The organism is Kitasatospora sp. NPDC057595 (assembly GCF_042800875.1).
Lineage (GTDB): Bacteria > Actinomycetota > Actinomycetes > Streptomycetales > Streptomycetaceae > Kitasatospora.
In genome coordinates, this window is the sequence record NZ_JBHVGL010000010.1 from 172947 (window position 1) to 188008 (window position 15062).

A 15062-nucleotide genomic window follows, 5' to 3' on the forward strand; every position below is an offset into this window, starting at 1 on the left:
GCGGTCGAGGACCCCCACGTGCTAGGAGCCTCGATGAAACGCAGTGCCACCGCGGGCCGGTTGCTGACCGCCGCGACCACCCTGACCGTGCTGGCCGGCACGATAGCCGCCACCGCGGGCCCGGCCACCGCCGCGGCCACCCCCGCGCCGCCCAGCGCCCTGGCCGCCGCCGTCAACGCCGCCGACCTGGCGGCCTCGGCGGGCCTGGACGCCCTGGCCAAGGGCCCGGACGAGACCTATGAGCGGCAGACCGTCACCCCCTGGGTCGGCGGCCTCTACTCGGTCTCCTACGAGCGCACCTACAAGGGCCTGCCCGTCGTCGGCGGCGACGCGGTCGTCCTCGCCGACGGCCAGGGCAAGGTCCGCGGCGCCCAGTCCGCCTCCACCGGCCGGATCGGTGGCGCCACCAGCGCCAGGATCAGCGCCCAGAAGGCCGAGAAGACCGCCCGCACCAAGCTGGCCCGGGTCGACTCCGTCGAGTCGCGCCGCCTCGTCGTGCGTGTCAAGGACGGCGACAGCGGCCGGCTCGCCTGGGAGACCGTGCTCACCGGAAGCAACGGCATCGCCCCGAGCACCCTGCACGTCTTCGTCGACGCCACCTCGGGCGAGGTCATCGACAGCTACGACGACGCGCGCGCCGGCACGCTCAACTCCAAGTGGAACGGCCCGAACCCCACCATCAACACCACGGGCTCCGGCAGCTCCTACTCGCTGCGCGACCCCAGCCGCCCGGGCCTGAGCTGCGCCGACAACGCCACCGGCCAGGTCTTCACCAAGTCCTCCGACTCCTGGGGCACCGGCAGCCCCACCAGCAAGGAGACCGGCTGCGGCGACGCCATGTTCGCGGCCCAGAAGGAATGGGACATGCTCCGCGACTGGCTCGGTCGCAACGGGCACAACGGCAACGGCGGCAGCTGGCCGATCAAGGTCGGCCTCAACGACGTCAACGCCTACTGGGACGGCTCGTCCATCTCCATCGGCCACAGCAACGCCAACGAGTGGATCTCCTCGATCGACGTCGTCGGCCACGAGTTCGGCCACGGCATCGACCAGTTCACCCCCGGCGGCGCCAACAACGAGGCCGGCCTGGGCGAGGGCACCGGCGACATCTTCGGCGCACTGACCGAGGCCTACGCCAACCAGTCCGCCCCGTACGACAGCCCGGACTACCTCGTCGGCGAGATGATCAACCTCGTCGGCAGCGGCCCGATCCGCAACATGTACAACCCCTCGCTCGTCAGCAACAACCCCAACTGCTACTCCTCCTCGATCCCCAACACCGAGGTGCACGCGGCCGCCGGCCCGCTGAACCACTGGTTCTACCTGATCTCCGAGGGCTCGAACCCCGGCGGCGGCAAGCCCACCAGCCCCACCTGCAACAACTCCACCGTCACCGGCGTCGGCATCAAGGACGCCGGCCGGATCTTCTACGGCGGCATGCTGCTCAAGACCAGCGGCATGACCCTCAAGCGCTACCGCACCACCACCCTGACCGCCGCCAAGCAGCTCGACTCCACCTGCAACCTGTTCAACCGCGCCAAGGCCGCCTGGGACGCCGTCAGCGTCCCCGCCCAGACCGGCGACCCGACCTGCACCAACAACGGCGGCGACGACTTCTCGCTCGCGCTGAACCCGTCGTCCGCCTCGGTCAAGCCCGGCGCCTCGACCACGGCGACCGTCAACACCGCCGTCACCTCGGGCAGCGCGCAGACCGTCGCCCTGACCGCCTCCGGCCTCCCGGCCGGCGTCACCGCGGCCTTCAGCCCGTCGTCGGTCCAGTCCGGTGGCTCCGCCACCCTGACGCTGTCGGCCTCGTCGAGCGCCACGGCCGGCACCTACCAGATCACCGTCACCGGCACCGCCGGTGCCACCGTCCACACCAGCCAGTTCAACCTGACGGTCGGTGACGGCACGCCCAACCCCGGCGGTGGCACCTGGGCCGCCGGCACCACCTACAAGGCCGGCGACATCGTGACCTACAACGGGGTCAGCTACCGCTGCCTCCAGGGCCACACCGCCTACGTCGGCTGGGAGCCGCCGAACGTCCCGGCGCTCTGGCAGGCCGTGTGACCGGCAGGCGCTGACGCCCGCTGAAACCGCCGCGCCGCGGTCCGTCGAGGGGACGGACCGCGGCGCAGCCGTGTTCGGGGCCGGGGTGGATCAGTTGTACCACCACTCCTGGTTGCCCCGGCTCGCGCAGTCCCAGAGCTGGACCGCGTCGCCGCGGCCCCAGTCGTAGATGTCCAGGCACTGGCCGGTGACCATGGGCAGGGGGTAGGAGCCGGGGAACTGGGCGTTGATGAGGTGCCAGGGGCCACCCGTCGTGGACAGGATCCAGGTCTGCGTCTTGCTGTTGTCGCACGGGAGCTGGACGACCTGCTGCCCCCGGCCGCGCCAGCCGTCGATGCACTTGCCGCTGGCGTTGCTCTGGATCTGGTAGCCGTTGCTGACGCTGTTGAACGAGACGTTCCAGGACTGGTTGCCGCCGCCGTGACAGCCCCACATCTGGATCCACGGCCCGTTGCCCCAGTCCCAGACGTCCAGGCACTTGCCGGCGGCGTCGGGGCTGTTGCTCACGAGCGTGAAGGTCCGGGCGAACGTGCCGGCCGACACGCTCGCCGCCGGGTTCGCCGCGAGGGTGCTGCCGGACGCCACGGGTGCCGCGGGCTGCCCGACCGCGGCCGCAGGTCCTGCGCACAGGGTCAGCGCCGCCGCGGCGGCACCGAGGATCGAGCCAACTCGTCTGAGACGGTTCATGATTGGGGTCCCTTCGTCCGACTGGTTCAGACCAGTGAGGCTAGGGGTCAGGTGACCGCCACGGACAGTCGAGTACCGGCCGTTCCGATCATGGCCGAGGATCGACACCGACGGGAGCAACGGGGCGGCGGCGTCAGCGGCGGAAGGTGGTTCGGTACTCCGCCGGGGACGTGCCGACATGGCGGTGGAAGGCCGCGCGGAAGGCGGCCGGGCTGCCCAGGCCACTGAGCCGGGCGACCTGTTCGACCGGGCCCGCGGTCGTCTCCAGGAGTTCCCGGGCCCAGTCGATGCGGGCGGCGGTCAGCCAGGCCATCGGCGAGGTGCCCGTCTCCTGCTGGAAGCGCCGGATGAAGGTGCGCCGGGACATGTGCGCGCGGCGGGCCAGCTCGTCCACGCTGTGGCGCGAGGCGAGGTTGTCGAGCATCCAGGCGCGGACCGGGGCGAGTTCGTCGCCACGGTCGGCGGGCCGGAAGCGCTCGATGAACTGCGCCTGGTCGCCGGGCCGTTGCGGCGGGGCGACGAGTGCCCGGGCGCGGTCGTTGGCGGCGGCGGCGCCGTGGTCGCGGCGGATGACGTGCAGGCACAGGTCGATGCCGGCGGTCACGCCCGCCGAGGTGAGGATGTCGCCGTCGTCGACGAAGAGCCGGTTCGGACGGACGTCGATCCGGGGGTAACGACGTTGCAGCTCGGCGGCGTCCCGCCAGTGGGTCGTCGCGGGCCGACCGTCCAGCAGCCCGGCGGCGGCCAGCGTGAACGCCCCGGTGCAGATCGACACCAGCCGCGCTCCGCGGGCGTGCGCCGAACGGATCGCCGACAGCACGGTGGCGGGCGGCGGGACCTGCGGCTCCGTGTAGCCGGGGACGACGACGGTGTCCGCGTCCCGCAGCGCCTCCAGCCCCGCGGGTGCGGTGACGGTGAACCCGCCGCTGCTGACCGGCCCGGCCTCCGGGTCCGCGCAGACGGTGACCCGGTAGTGCGGGTCACTGCCGAAGACCTGCGCCGGTATGCCCAGGTCGAGCGGGAGCACCCCCGGTAGCGCCAGCACCGCGACCCGGTGCCCTGCTGTGGCCGACATGGCACGATCCTAGCGAGACCCGTCCCACGTGCCACTGTCGGGGGTCGGCCGCGGGTTCATAGCCTGCACCCATGGACTTCTCACTCGACCTGCCGACCGGCCCCCTGGCCGAAGCGATGCTCGCCACCGTGCGGGCCTCCGAGACTCCCCCGGTGGCCAATCACAGCGTGCGCAGCTTCCTCTTCGCCGAGATCCTCGCCGCCCACGAGGGGTGCCTGGAGGACGCGGCGTACGACCGCGAACTGCTGTTCGCCGCCACCGTGCTGCACGATCTGGGCACGGGCGACCTGGCGCCGGGCGCGGCCCGCTTCGAGGTGGAGGGCGCGGACCTGGCGGCGGAGCTGCTGCGCCGGCACGACGTTCCCGAGGCGGACGTCGACCGGGTCTGGGAGGCGATCGCCCTGCACACCTCCGCCGGCATCGCCGAACGCCGCGGCCTGCTGTGCCACCTCACCCGCGAGGGTGTGGGCGCCGACTTCGGGCGCAATGCCGCGATCTTCGCCCCCTGGGAGAAGCGGATCCACGCCGCCCATCCGCGGCTGTCCATGGTCCGCGCCCTCGTCGACGCGATCGCGGAGCGGGCCGCCCGGTCGGACGCCGCCTCGGTGCGGTACTCCCTCGGCGGCGAACTGCTGCGGGAGCGCCGGGCCGACGGGGTGACCGAGCTGGAGCGGGCCGCGGCCTCCTGCCCCTGGGGAGAGTGACCGGAGGCCGGCGGACCGCCAACCGGCGGACCGGCGGCCGGGCGTAGGCCGGCGCGGTGGAACCACCGACGCCCGTCCCGATCCTGCCCGAACTGCCGCTGCAGGAGCTGGTGCCCGCCTTCGAACGGCTCCGGTCGGGCTACGACACCGCGCGCGCCCGGGCGGCGACGGCCCGGCCGCTGCGGCTGGGCTTCCAGTGCGCGGTCTACGAGCCGGTCGCCCGGGTGATCGCGGGTCTGCCGGAGGGCACCACGCGGCCGGTCGAGCTGCCCTGGGCGGACCCGTTCTCGCAGCTCGCCCGGGGCGAGGTGGATCTGGCCGTCGTGCCACGGTGAAGGTGGCGAAGCGACGGCGAGCACCGGCGTCCAGCACTGCGGGGTGGTGGCCGGACCGGCCGGTGGAACGAGATCTTCCGGGTTCGTCATGTGATCAGCCCATCAGCCGGCGGAAGGGCCGAACAAGATCGATGAACTCATCGATCGATGAGCCCCGCTCATCGATCGCGGCGAGCAGTGCCCCGCCGGTCGCGTGCCGCCCGTCGGGTGCGACCCGTCGCCGGGAGCCGGGTACGGTGACGTCCGGTGATGATCGACGGAGAGGCAGTGAACGGATGACCCTGGAGGAAGGCCGCCGCGTCAGGCTCGCCAAGGACCTCGGGATCGGTGAGGCGCTCGCCGGGGAGCCGGCGGCCGCCGTCGGGTTCCTCGCGCTGGGAGCCGGGATCGAGGGCACCGTCGAGCGGGTTCACGGGGAGCTCCCTGCGAGCCACGAGGTCCGCGAGTACCAGCGGCTGAAGGCGCTGCTCGACGACTACGGGCACACCATGCCGGTGGCGAGCCGCGAACGGCTGGAGGCGGAGGTCGCCGAGCTGGAGCCGCAGTGGGCCGCGTACCGGGAGCGGGGCCGGCGGGTGACGGTACGGGTCCGGTGGGACAACGGCTTCGTCCTCGACGAGCTGCACCAGGACGTGCTCACCGTGCTGTGACGCCGGGTGCGCCCCGGTACGCGACCCCGGCCCCGGCCGACGGTGCGGCGGTGCGGCGGTGCGGCGGTGCGGCGGCTCAGCCGAGGTCGAACTCGGCGACGACCGGCAGGTGGTCCGAGGCCAGCTGCGCGCGCTCGTCGTCGACCACGGTGAACTCCCGGCACCGGGCGGCGAGTTCGGGTGTGGCGAACAGGTAGTCCAGCCGGGCGGAGCCGCCGGGGACCTCCTCGGCGCCCGGCAGGCGGCTGGGATAGGTCGGCCGCGGAGCGCCGGATTCGAGGTCCGTCCAGCCCCGGGCGGCCAGCAGATCGGCGGGCCCGGTGTCCACCCGGCCGTCCGCGGTGGTGGTCCGCAGCCGGAACGTCCTGGCCAGCGCCTCGTGCGTGCCGGGGAGTTCGGCCGCGGAGAGACTGTTCAGGTCGCCCATCACCACCGAGTGCGGGGTGAACGACGCGGCGCCGGCGACGGCCTCCGCCTCCGCCAGCCGGAAGACCGGTGAGAACGGGTGGAGATGGGTCATCACGAAGGCGACCTCGCCGAGGCCCGTGCGCAGCACCACCTCCACCATGCCGTTGTACATCCCGGCCGACTGGGTGCCGCTCCGGACCACCTCCAGTCCGGGCCGGTGCAGCAGCGCCACGTGGTTGCCGCTGGGGGCCCGGTTGAGGACGCCGGTCAGGCCGAGGGCCCGGGCGAAGTACCCGAACGTCCCGTCCGTGTCGAAGCCCGCGCACTCGCACAGGCCGAGCACGTCGGGGCGCTGCGCACGGATCACCGAGAGCAGCGCCTCGGTGCGCCGCTGCCCGCCGTCCAGGATGTTGTAGGCCATCACGCGCACGGTGCGTCCTCCCTCTGTGCAGGGTCGAAGGGGGCGGCTCATGAGCGGCCGATCACGGGCGGCACCATCCCCAGGTGCCGCTCGGTGGGTGCCCGCAGGAAGTCCAGGTCGCAGCCCTGCGGGGCCTGGGTGACGTGCCGCCGGTACAGGGCGGGCCAGCCGCGCAGGTGCGGGGAGGGCGGCGGCGACCAGGCGGCGCGGCGGCGGGCCAGTTCCCGCGCCGGAACGTCCAGGTCGAGCCGCCCGGCCGGGACGTCCACCACGACGGTGTCGCCGGTGCGGACGAGGGCCAGCGGCCCGCCGACGGCGGACTCGGGGGCGGCGTGCAGGAAGACGGTGCCGAAGCCGGTGCCGCTCATCCGCCCGTCGGTGACCCGGACCATGTCGCGCACGCCCTGCGCCGCCAGTTTGGCGGGGACCGGGACCATGCCCCACTCGGGCATGCCGGGCACGCCGACCGGCCCGCAGCCCGTGAGCACCAGCACCGTCGCGGCGGTGACATCGAGGTCGGGGTCGTCGATCCGCGCCCGCATGTCCTGGTAGGAGGTGAAGACCAGCGCCGGGCCGCGGTGGACGAGCAGTTCGGGTCCGGCGGCCGAGACCTTGATCACCGCGCCGTCCGGGGCCAGGGAGCCCCGGACGACCGCGAAGGCGCCGCCGCGACGCAGCGGATCGGTGAGCGGCCGCAGGGCCCCGGAGGGCCGGGGCGCGTCGGCGGCGGCCGCGCCGAGGGAGGTGCCGGCCACGGTCGGCGCGTCCTGGTCGAGCAGCGGGCCGAGTTCACGGACCAGGGCCGGGACGCCGCCGGCCGCGTGCAGGTCCTGAACGAGGCCGGCCCCGGACGGCTCGACGTCGGCGAGCACCGGCACGTCCGGGCGGACGAAGTCCTCCGGCGCGAGGTCCAGGGCCAGCCGTCCGGCGATCGCCGCCAGGTGGATGATCGCGTTGGTGGAGCCGCCGACGGCGTTCAGCATCGCGATGGCGTTGCGGAACGCCGCAGGGGTGAGGACCGCCGACGGGGTCAGGCGCTCGCGGACGAGTTCGACGGCCCGGCGGCCGGCCCGTTCGGCCAGGGCGGCGGCGGCCGGGTCGCCGGCCGGAACGGTCGCCGAGCCGGGCAGGGCCATGCCGAGCGTCTCGGCGAGGACCGCCATCGTGGAGGCGGTGCCCATGGTGTTGCAGGCGCCCAGGCCGCAGGAGAGGCAGCGTTCCACCTCCGCCCAGCCGGCGTCGTCGAGCCGCCCGGCGCGGTGGTCCTCCCAGAGCCGCCACAGGTCGGTGCCGGTGCCGAGCCGGCGGCCGCGGTACACGGCCGCCGGGCGGGCGCCGCCGGTGACCAGCACGGCCGGCAGGTCGGCGCTGGCGGCGCCCATCAGGGCGCCGGGGACGGTCTTGTCGCAGTTGGCGAGCAGGACGACGCCGTCGAGCGGGTTCGCCCGCAGGGTTTCCTCGACCTCCATGGCGAGGAGGTTGCGGTAGAGCATCGCACTGGGCTTCATCAGGTCCTCGCCCAGCGACATGACGGGGAAGCGCACCGCGATGCCGCCCGCGGCGGTGATGCCCCGGCGCACGGCGTCGACCAGCCCGGCCAGCGGCAGGTTGCAGGGGTTGAGGTCGCTCGCGGAGTCGGCGATGCCGATCACCGGGCGGTGGTCGTCGGCGTCCATCGCGACGCCGGTCGAGCGCATCGCGACGCGGTGCAGGACGGCGACCTCGTCCTCGCCCGCGAACCACTCCCGGCTCCTCGGCGTGCACGGGTCCGCGCCCGTTCGTTCGTGCTCGCTCACGGCTCGGGCACCCCCAGACCCTCGGCGCCGGGCGAGGACTGGACGAGGGGCAGGCCCGAGCGGTCGATCCACTCCCGGGCGACGGCGGCCCGGTGGACCTTGGCCGCCGCGATGGCGGCGGCGTCGGCCGCCAGGTGCTCGCCGGCCGGGTAGAGGTTGCGGGCGTTGCGCAGCCCGAACTTGACGTACAGCGGCGCCCCCACCGGCACCAGTTCGGCGGCCTCGTGCCCGCGCACCACCCCGGCGAGCCAGTCGGGGGACTCGACGTAGAGGTCGATCGGCAGGGTGGTCGCCGCGCGCAGTTCGGCCAGCTGGCCGAGGGTGATGTCGCAGGGAACGTTGACGGTGTGGGCGCCGAGCCGGGCGAGCTGGCGGATGGCCACGGGGTTGGACGGCGCGATCAGCACGGAGGCCTTCCAGACCACCGACGCCGGGATCTCCCCGGTCCTCTGGAGGCCGTTGAGCACCTCCAGCAGTCCGAGGTCGGAGACCAGGAAGCCGCGGATGCCCTGCTCGACGGCGCGCAGCACGTCCTCGACGGCGTGGCGCAGCTGGCGGGTGCCGCGCAGCTGGCCGGCGAGCGCGGCGCCGTCGCCCGAGCGGGAGTGGTTGCCGGTGTCGTAGCCCTCGCGCGGGCCGACGAACAGGGAGACCTCCAGGCCCCGGTCGGCGCCGATCCGGGCCAGCTCGGCGAGTTCGGCCCGGGTGAGCAGCATCGCGCCGCTGCCCTGCGAGACGCGGTTGACGGTGACGCCGAGGGCGTCGGCCGCGGCGAGGGTGGCCCGCAGGACGTCCGGGCCCTCCACGCTGGGGATCTCCACCCGGTAGTGGGCGCCGTCGGGGAAGCGGAGTTCGCTGGGCGGCGGCACGGGTTCGGCACTCAGTCCGAGTCCGGCGACGATGTCGGTACTCCTCATGCGCTTCCTTTCACGTCAAGGTCATCTTCTGTGCCCTGTTCTGCGTCACAGAACCTGGTTTCATGAAGCGATCGAGAGCCAAGCACTGCGGCTCACTGATCGTCAAGCATTATGTGCCGAATGACAGACCATCGTTCGGTAGAACAGAACAGAGGAGACCGACCGTGCGAGCCCTCCGCGTCGACCGCCCCCGCTCCGTCGCCCTCGCCGAACAGCCCGCCCCCACGCCGGGAGCCGGCGAACTGCTGGTCCGCCCGCGCGCGGTCGGGCTCTGCGGCACCGACCTGGAGCTGATCGACGGCGCCGTCGACCCCGCCTACGTCCGCTACCCACTGGTGCTCGGCCACGAGTGGTCCGGCGTACTGGCGGACGGGACCGCGGTGGTCGGCGAGGGAGTCGTGCCCTGCGGCGCCTGCGCCGCCTGCGGGCGCGGGGCGACCAACCTGTGCGCGACGTACGACGAGCTCGGCTTCACCCGCCCCGGCGCCGCGGCCGACCAACTGGCCGTCCCCGCCCGGCTGGTGCACCGGCTGGCGCCCGGCGTGGACCTCGCCGAGGCGGCCCTGGTCGAGCCGATGGCCGTGGTGCTGCGCGGTCTGCGCCGGGCCGCGCCCGAACCGGGAGGGCGTGCGCTGGTCGTCGGCGACGGCACGATCGGCCTGCTGGCCGCCCATCTGCTGCGGCTCCGGTCGCCCGCCGAGGTCACCGTGCTCGGCCGGCGCCCGGAGCAGGCCGGCCTCGCGGTGGCGGCCGGAGCGGACCGGTTCACCCTGGACGCCCGGGAGGCGGGCGGCGGCTACGACCTCGTGGTCGAGGCGGCCGGCGCGCCGGAGGCGGTGCGAACGGCGCTCGGCGCGGCCGGGCGCGGCGGACGGATCCTGCTGCTCGGGCTGGCCGGGACCGGCCGCACCGCCGCCCTGCCGATCGACGACACGGTCAACGGCGACCTCACCGTGCTCGGCAGCTTCGCCTACACCTCGGAGGCCTGGCGGGAGACGGTGCGGCTGCTGAACGCCGGCGAGGTGGCACCGGGCTTCGTGATCACCCACCGCTTCCCGCTCGCCGAGGCCCACCGGGCGCTGGCCGTCCTGCGCGGCTGCGCCGGGCCCCGGGGGAAGGTGCAGCTGACCCTGCCGTAACGCCGGACCCCGTCGTGGCACCGGACCCGGCCGTGGCGCCGGGCCGGCCCGGCGTGCCCGGCTCACCCGACCACCCGGCGCAGCGCGGCGGCGATGCCCGGAGCGGCGGCCAGCACCAGCTCCCCGTCCGGCGGACCGCCGCCCGGTCCCGCCACGACGGCGCCGGCCTCCCGGGCGATCAGCGCGCCCGCCGCGTGGTCCCACGGCCCGAGTCCGCGCTCGTAGTAGCCGTCGAGCCGCCCCGCCGCGACCGCGCACAGGTCCGCGCAGGCCGAACCGCTCATCCGGATGTCCCGTACCACCGGGGCGAGTTCGGCGAGCACGGCGAGCTGCCCGGCGCGGGCCGCGCGGTCGTACGCCAGGCCGGTGGAGACCAGCCCCCGCGACAGCGCCGTCTCGCCGCTCGCCCGCAGCGGCCGGCCGTCCAGGGTCGCGCCCCTCCCCCGGGCGGCGGCGAACAGCTCCCCGCCGGGGAGGGTCACCACCGCGCCGGCCTCGGCCGTCCACCCGCCCGCCCCGGGCGTCCACGGATCCGGCGGGCCGCTCACCACCGCCACGCTCACCGCGCACGGGGCGGCCCCGTACAGGAAGTTGACCGTGCCGTCGAGCGGGTCGACGATCCAGGTCAGTCCGCTGCTCCCGGGCCGGTGGCCGCTCTCCTCGCCGAGGAAGCCGTCGAGCGGCCGCGCGGCGGCCAGCGCGTCGCGGATCAGCGTCTCGGCCCCGCGGTCGACGGCGGTCACCACGTCCAGCTCCGAGGACTTGGTCGCGACCACACGGGCCCCGCCCGTGCGGCGCCGGACGAACGCGGCACCCTCGCGTGCGAGTTCGGTCGCCAGGGTCAGCAGGTCCACGGGCCCTCCTAGAATGTTTGGCAGGGAAGAATCAGGTTCCACAGGACAGCACAGAACGGGGACGGCGATGGCGGACGGCACGGAGAGCGGCGAGAAGCGCAGCTACGCGGTGGGCAGCGTGGTCCGGGCGCTGCGCCTGGTGGACCTGGTCGCCGAGGGACCGGCCGAGGGCGTCACCCTGACCGAGCTCACCCGCGGTCTCGGCACCTCCAAGTCCACCGCCTACTCGCTGGCCCGCACCATGGTCGACGCCGGCTACCTGCGCGACGTGCAGCCCGGCCCGCGCTACCGGCTCGGCATGGCCCTGGTGCGGCTCGGCGACCGGGCGTCGGCCGCGCACCCGCTGGCGGACGTGGTCAAGCCGGTGCTGAACGAGCTCAGCCGGCAGACCGGGATGACGGCGCGCGCCGCGATCAACGACGACGGCTACCCGATGTTCATCGCCCGGGTCGACGCCGCGGGCACCGTCCGCTTCCACACCCCGCTCGGGGTGCGTGAACTGCCGCACACCTCCGCCGCCGGCAAGGTGATCCTCTCCCTGCTGCCGGCCGCGGTGACCGAGCGGATCGCCGAGGAGACGGGCCTGCCTCCGCGCACCCGCAAGACGATCACCTCGGCGGCCGAGCTGCGGGCCGAGCTCGACCTCACCCGGGGGCGCGGCTACGGCGTGGACGACGAGGAGGACTCCGACGGCGTGCTGTGCGTCGCCGCGCCCGTCTTCGACCACACCGGGACGGTCCTCGGCGCGCTGTCCGTCACCGGGCTCAAGGGGGACCAGTCGGTGCGGCAGATCACCGAGCTCGGCGGGGTGCTGACCGAGGCCGCCGACCGGATCACCCGCACGCTCGGCGGTTACCGGGCCCTCTGAGCACCGGCCGGGTCTGGCTCCGGGTCCGGGTCCGGGTCCGGGTCCGGGTCCGGGTCCGGAGCACGGCCGGGCTCCGGGTGCGGGGCCCGGGGCCACTACTTGATCCCCGAGCGCAGGAAGCTGTTGATGAACTGCCGCTGCCCGATCAGGAAGAGCGCGAGCAGCGGCGCCGCGACGATCACCGTCCCGGCCGCCATCCTGGGCACGTCGATGCCCGTCTCCGGGGCAAGGAAGCGGACCAGGCCGACCGTCACCGGACGGGTCTCGTCCGACACGGCGACGATCAGCGGCCAGAGGAAGTTGTTCCACTGCGTCGAGATCGAGACCAGCGCGTACGCGACGATGCTCGGCCGGGCCGCCGGCACGAACACCTTCCACAGGATGCCGATCCGTGAGACCCCCTCGATCCGGGCCGCCTCCACCAGCTCGTCCGGCACCCCGAGGAAGGCCTGCCGCAGGAAGAACACGCAGAACGCGCTGGCCACATAGGGCAGTCCGACCCCGGGGAGGGTGTCGAGCAGCCCGAGGGCGGCGATCGTCCGGTAGTTCTCCGACATCAGGACCTCGGGGAAGATCATGAGCTGGATCAGCACGAAGCCGAACAGCGGCCCCCGCAGCGGGAACGCGAACCGGGCGAACGCGTAGGCGGCGAGCACGCCCACCAGGAGCTGGGCGGCGGTGATCCCGGTGACCAGCAGCGCGGTGTTCAGGTAGTAGCGGCCGAACGGCGCGGCCCGCCAGGCCGAGGAGAGGTCGGCGGTCCCCGACTCGAAGGCGCGGACGAAGACGTAGAGCAGCGGGGCCGTCCAGAGCAGGCCGGCCAGCCACGCGAGCGCCGTCTCGACCCGGTCGGGCCAGCTGACGATGCGGTCCACGGGGGCTCCTAGCGGTAGTGGATCCGGCGGTCCAGCAGACGGATCTGCAGGACGGCCAGGGCGACCAGGACACCGATCACCAGCAGCGCGACGGCGGCGCCGTACTGCGGCCAGTGCTGGGAGAAGGTCACCCGGTAGAGGTAGTAGAGGAGGAGGTTGCTGGCGTTGTCCGGCCCGCCCTGGGTCATCACGAAGACGAAGTCGACCATCTTGATGCTGTCGGCGAGCGCCACGATCGCGGCGAACAGGGTGGTCGGCATCAGCAGCGGGAAGGTCACCCGGCGGAAGTGGGCGAACCGTCCGGTGCCCTCCAGCTGGGAGGCCTCGTCCAGTTCGGGGTCGATGGCCTGGAGGCCGGCCAGGTAGAAGATCATGAAGAAGCCGGCCTCCTTCCAGACCATCATCACCATCAGCGAGGGCAGCACCAGGGCGGTGTCACCGAGCCAGTCCGGCCCGGTCACCCCGAACCGGGCGAGCAGTTCGTTGATCACCCCGATGTTGGGCTGGTAGAAGTACAGCCAGATCACGGCGATCGCGACCACCGGCAGGATCGCCGGGGCGAACACGCCGGCCCGCAGCAGCGCCTTGCCCCGCAGGGCGCGTTGCAGCAGGACGGCGAGCAGCATCGCGAGCGCGAGGGAGACCGGGACGGTCAGCGCCGAGAACAGCAGGTTGTTCACCAGGGCCTTGCGGAAGACCTCGTCCTCCGCGAGGAAGCGGTAGTTGTCCAGGGTGGGCCCCTCGTCCCGGCGGTCGTACAGGCTGCTGACGACCGTCGAGACGAGCGGCTTCACTGTGAACAGGGCGAGGAAGGTGAACGCGGGCACCAGCAGCGCGTACGCGAACACCTGGTCCGGGACCCTGCGCGGCGAGGTGCGGGACCTCACCGGTGGGTCTTCAGGATCGCGTCGATGTCCGACTGGGCCTTGTCCAGCGCCTGGCGCGGGTCGGCGCCCTTGAGCAGCACGGACTGCAGCGCGGGGGCGAGCGTCTGGTAGACCACCCGGTCGCGGTCGACCGTGGCCATCTCCGGGATGGCGTCGGCGACGGCGTCATGCGGGGCCTTCGCCTGCGGGTGCTGGGCGAGGTAGCCGCGCATCGCCTCGGTGTTCCAGGCGGCGTCGGAGGTGGCGATGTAGCCGGACTTGGCGGAGACGTCCGCGGCCCGCTCCGGGGTGGTGAGGAACTTCGCCAGCGTGACGGCGGCCTCCTTCTGCTTCTTGGAGACGCCCGCGTCGAAGAGCATCAGGCTGCCGCCGCCGGTGGGCGCGCCCTTGCCGGCGCCCGCCGGGAGCGCCGAGACGCCCCAGTCGAAGCCCGCCTTCTCCTGGATCGAGCCGATCCGGCCGGAGGTCGTCCAGAGGATTCCGGTGGTGCCGGCCAGGAAGTCGTCGGTGGAGGTGCCCCAGGCGACCTCGGTGGTCGGGGCGATCTTCTGGGCGCCGAGCGAGGCCCAGGACTCCAGGGCCTTGACGTTCTGCGGCGAGTTGACGGTGACCTTGGTACCGGCCCGGTCGCTGATCGCGCCGTCGCCGCCGGCCTGCTGGACGAGTGCCTGGTAGAGCCAGTACGCCGTCCCGGTGGAGGTCGGGATGAACAGGCCCCACTTGGCGCCCGCGCCGCTCTGCACGGTCTTGGCGTCGGCGATCAGCTCGTCCCAGGTGGCCGGCGGCTTCTCGGGGTCGAGCCCGGCCTTCTTGAAGTAGTCCTTGTTCCAGTACTGGACGATCGTGGAGCGGGCGAAGGGGATGCCCCAGACCTGGCCGTCGGCGCCGACCGAGTTGGACATGAACTGCGGGTAGAAGGAGTCCTTCCACTGCTTGTCGGCGTCGGTGGTCAGGAACGGATTCCAGGCCGTCACGGCCTTGCGCTCGACCAGGTCGTGCATGAAGGACTGGTCCATGATCGCCAGCGCGGGCGCCTTCTTGGCGTCGATCGCGGTGTTGACGGCCGCCAGCGTCTGGTCGTAGTCGCCGGAGTAGACGCCCTTGACCTTGATCTCGGGGTGCTCCTTGGCGAAGTCCTTGAGGTAGCCGTCGATCAGGGTGCTGAGGGTGCCGACCTGGTCGGGGTAGTAGAAGTCGATGCTGACGGCGCCGTCCTTCGCGCCGTCACCGCCCGAATCGCCCGAGGCCGAGGAGCAGCCGGCGATCGCGGTCAGCGCGAGCGTCGCTGCGGCGAGCGCTCGGGTGCGGGGAGAGAGGGCCACGGAGATCTCCTGACGGGTCTGTGCTTCGGTGCTTGGCGCTTGGTGCTTGGTGCT

14 protein-coding genes and 2 pseudogenes are annotated in these 15062 nt (G+C 73.4%); 7 read left to right on the top strand and 9 right to left on the bottom strand.

Translation table 11 applies throughout. The annotated features are described in order from the left end of the window. Positions 1–33 precede the first annotated feature (33 nt). Both ACFU9E_RS17685 and ACFU9E_RS17690 read left to right on the top strand, forming a co-directional pair. A pseudogene (locus tag ACFU9E_RS17685) lies at positions 34–1929 on the top strand (M4 family metallopeptidase); the annotation flags it as partial. 15 nt (positions 1930–1944) lie between these two features. After that, positions 1945–2070, top strand: a pseudogene (locus tag ACFU9E_RS17690) (carbohydrate-binding protein); the annotation flags it as partial. A gap of 90 nt (positions 2071–2160) precedes the next feature. Here ACFU9E_RS17690 and ACFU9E_RS17695 read toward each other — a convergent pair. After that, positions 2161–2757 carry an RICIN domain-containing protein gene (locus ACFU9E_RS17695; RefSeq protein WP_380682607.1) on the bottom strand — a complete coding sequence of 199 codons (597 nt, stop codon included), beginning with the start codon at positions 2755–2757 and terminating at the stop codon, positions 2161–2163. A gap of 133 nt (positions 2758–2890) precedes the next feature. Further along, positions 2891–3832 (bottom strand): GlxA family transcriptional regulator, encoded by a 942-nt coding sequence (locus tag ACFU9E_RS17700; RefSeq protein WP_380682608.1) that lies wholly within the window; start codon positions 3830–3832, stop codon positions 2891–2893. Positions 3833–3903: 71 nt separating this feature from the next. Here ACFU9E_RS17700 and ACFU9E_RS17705 point away from each other — a divergent pair, with 71 nt between their 5' ends. The 3 genes from ACFU9E_RS17705 (at position 3904) to ACFU9E_RS17715 (ending at position 5521) form a co-directional block, all read left to right on the top strand. Next, on the top strand, positions 3904–4536 hold the full coding sequence (locus tag ACFU9E_RS17705; RefSeq protein ID WP_380682609.1) for an HD domain-containing protein: 633 nt from the start codon (positions 3904–3906) through the stop codon (positions 4534–4536). A 56-nt stretch (positions 4537–4592) separates the two neighbouring features. Next, positions 4593–4871, top strand: a complete 279-nt coding sequence (locus ACFU9E_RS17710; RefSeq protein WP_380682610.1) for a hypothetical protein — start codon at positions 4593–4595, stop codon at positions 4869–4871. A 275-nt stretch (positions 4872–5146) separates the two neighbouring features. After that, positions 5147–5521, top strand: coding sequence for a hypothetical protein (locus ACFU9E_RS17715; protein WP_380682611.1), 375 nt, complete (start codon positions 5147–5149; stop codon positions 5519–5521). A 76-nt stretch (positions 5522–5597) separates the two neighbouring features. Here the strand turns inward: ACFU9E_RS17715 and ACFU9E_RS17720 are convergent, their stop codons facing one another. From ACFU9E_RS17720 to ACFU9E_RS17730, 3 genes are read right to left on the bottom strand one after another with little or no spacing between them, the layout of a single operon-like run. Continuing rightward, entirely contained in the window at positions 5598–6350 is a 753-nt protein-coding gene (locus ACFU9E_RS17720; protein ID WP_380682612.1) for an endonuclease/exonuclease/phosphatase family protein, read from the bottom strand. 47 nt (positions 6351–6397) lie between these two features. Further along, the gene (locus ACFU9E_RS17725) at positions 6398–8146 is read right to left on the bottom strand and encodes a dihydroxy-acid dehydratase (RefSeq protein ID WP_380682613.1); all 1749 of its coding nucleotides are present in this window, start codon (positions 8144–8146) and stop codon (positions 6398–6400) included. Continuing rightward, positions 8143–9063 carry a hypothetical protein gene (locus ACFU9E_RS17730; RefSeq protein WP_380682614.1) on the bottom strand — a complete coding sequence of 307 codons (921 nt, stop codon included), beginning with the start codon at positions 9061–9063 and terminating at the stop codon, positions 8143–8145. The genes ACFU9E_RS17725 and ACFU9E_RS17730 overlap by 4 nt, the downstream gene beginning before the upstream one ends. A 164-nt stretch (positions 9064–9227) precedes the next feature. On the opposite strand from ACFU9E_RS17730, the gene ACFU9E_RS17735 reads away from it, so the two are divergent. After that, entirely contained in the window at positions 9228–10202 is a 975-nt protein-coding gene (locus ACFU9E_RS17735) for a zinc-binding dehydrogenase (protein ID WP_380682615.1), read from the top strand. Between the two features lie 62 nt (positions 10203–10264). Here ACFU9E_RS17735 and ACFU9E_RS17740 read toward each other — a convergent pair whose 3' ends face one another. Further along, on the bottom strand, positions 10265–11056 hold the full coding sequence (locus ACFU9E_RS17740) for an inositol monophosphatase family protein (protein ID WP_380682616.1): 792 nt from the start codon (positions 11054–11056) through the stop codon (positions 10265–10267). 67 nt (positions 11057–11123) lie between these two features. Between ACFU9E_RS17740 and ACFU9E_RS17745 the strand changes: the two genes are divergently transcribed. After that, the gene (locus ACFU9E_RS17745; RefSeq protein ID WP_380682617.1) at positions 11124–11924 is read left to right on the top strand and encodes an IclR family transcriptional regulator; all 801 of its coding nucleotides are present in this window, start codon (positions 11124–11126) and stop codon (positions 11922–11924) included. Between the two features lie 95 nt (positions 11925–12019). Here ACFU9E_RS17745 and ACFU9E_RS17750 read toward each other — a convergent pair whose 3' ends face one another. The 3 genes from ACFU9E_RS17750 to ACFU9E_RS17760 are packed head-to-tail and all read right to left on the bottom strand — an operon-like array spanning position 12020 to position 15008. Next, positions 12020–12799, bottom strand: a complete 780-nt coding sequence (locus ACFU9E_RS17750; RefSeq protein ID WP_380682618.1) for a carbohydrate ABC transporter permease — start codon at positions 12797–12799, stop codon at positions 12020–12022. An 8-nt stretch (positions 12800–12807) separates the two neighbouring features. Further along, the gene (locus tag ACFU9E_RS17755) at positions 12808–13686 is read right to left on the bottom strand and encodes a carbohydrate ABC transporter permease (RefSeq protein WP_380682619.1); all 879 of its coding nucleotides are present in this window, start codon (positions 13684–13686) and stop codon (positions 12808–12810) included. Beyond that, positions 13683–15008 (bottom strand): ABC transporter substrate-binding protein, encoded by a 1326-nt coding sequence (locus ACFU9E_RS17760; protein WP_380682620.1) that lies wholly within the window; start codon positions 15006–15008, stop codon positions 13683–13685. The genes ACFU9E_RS17755 and ACFU9E_RS17760 overlap by 4 nt, the downstream gene beginning before the upstream one ends. Between the last annotated feature and the right edge of the window lie 54 nt (positions 15009–15062).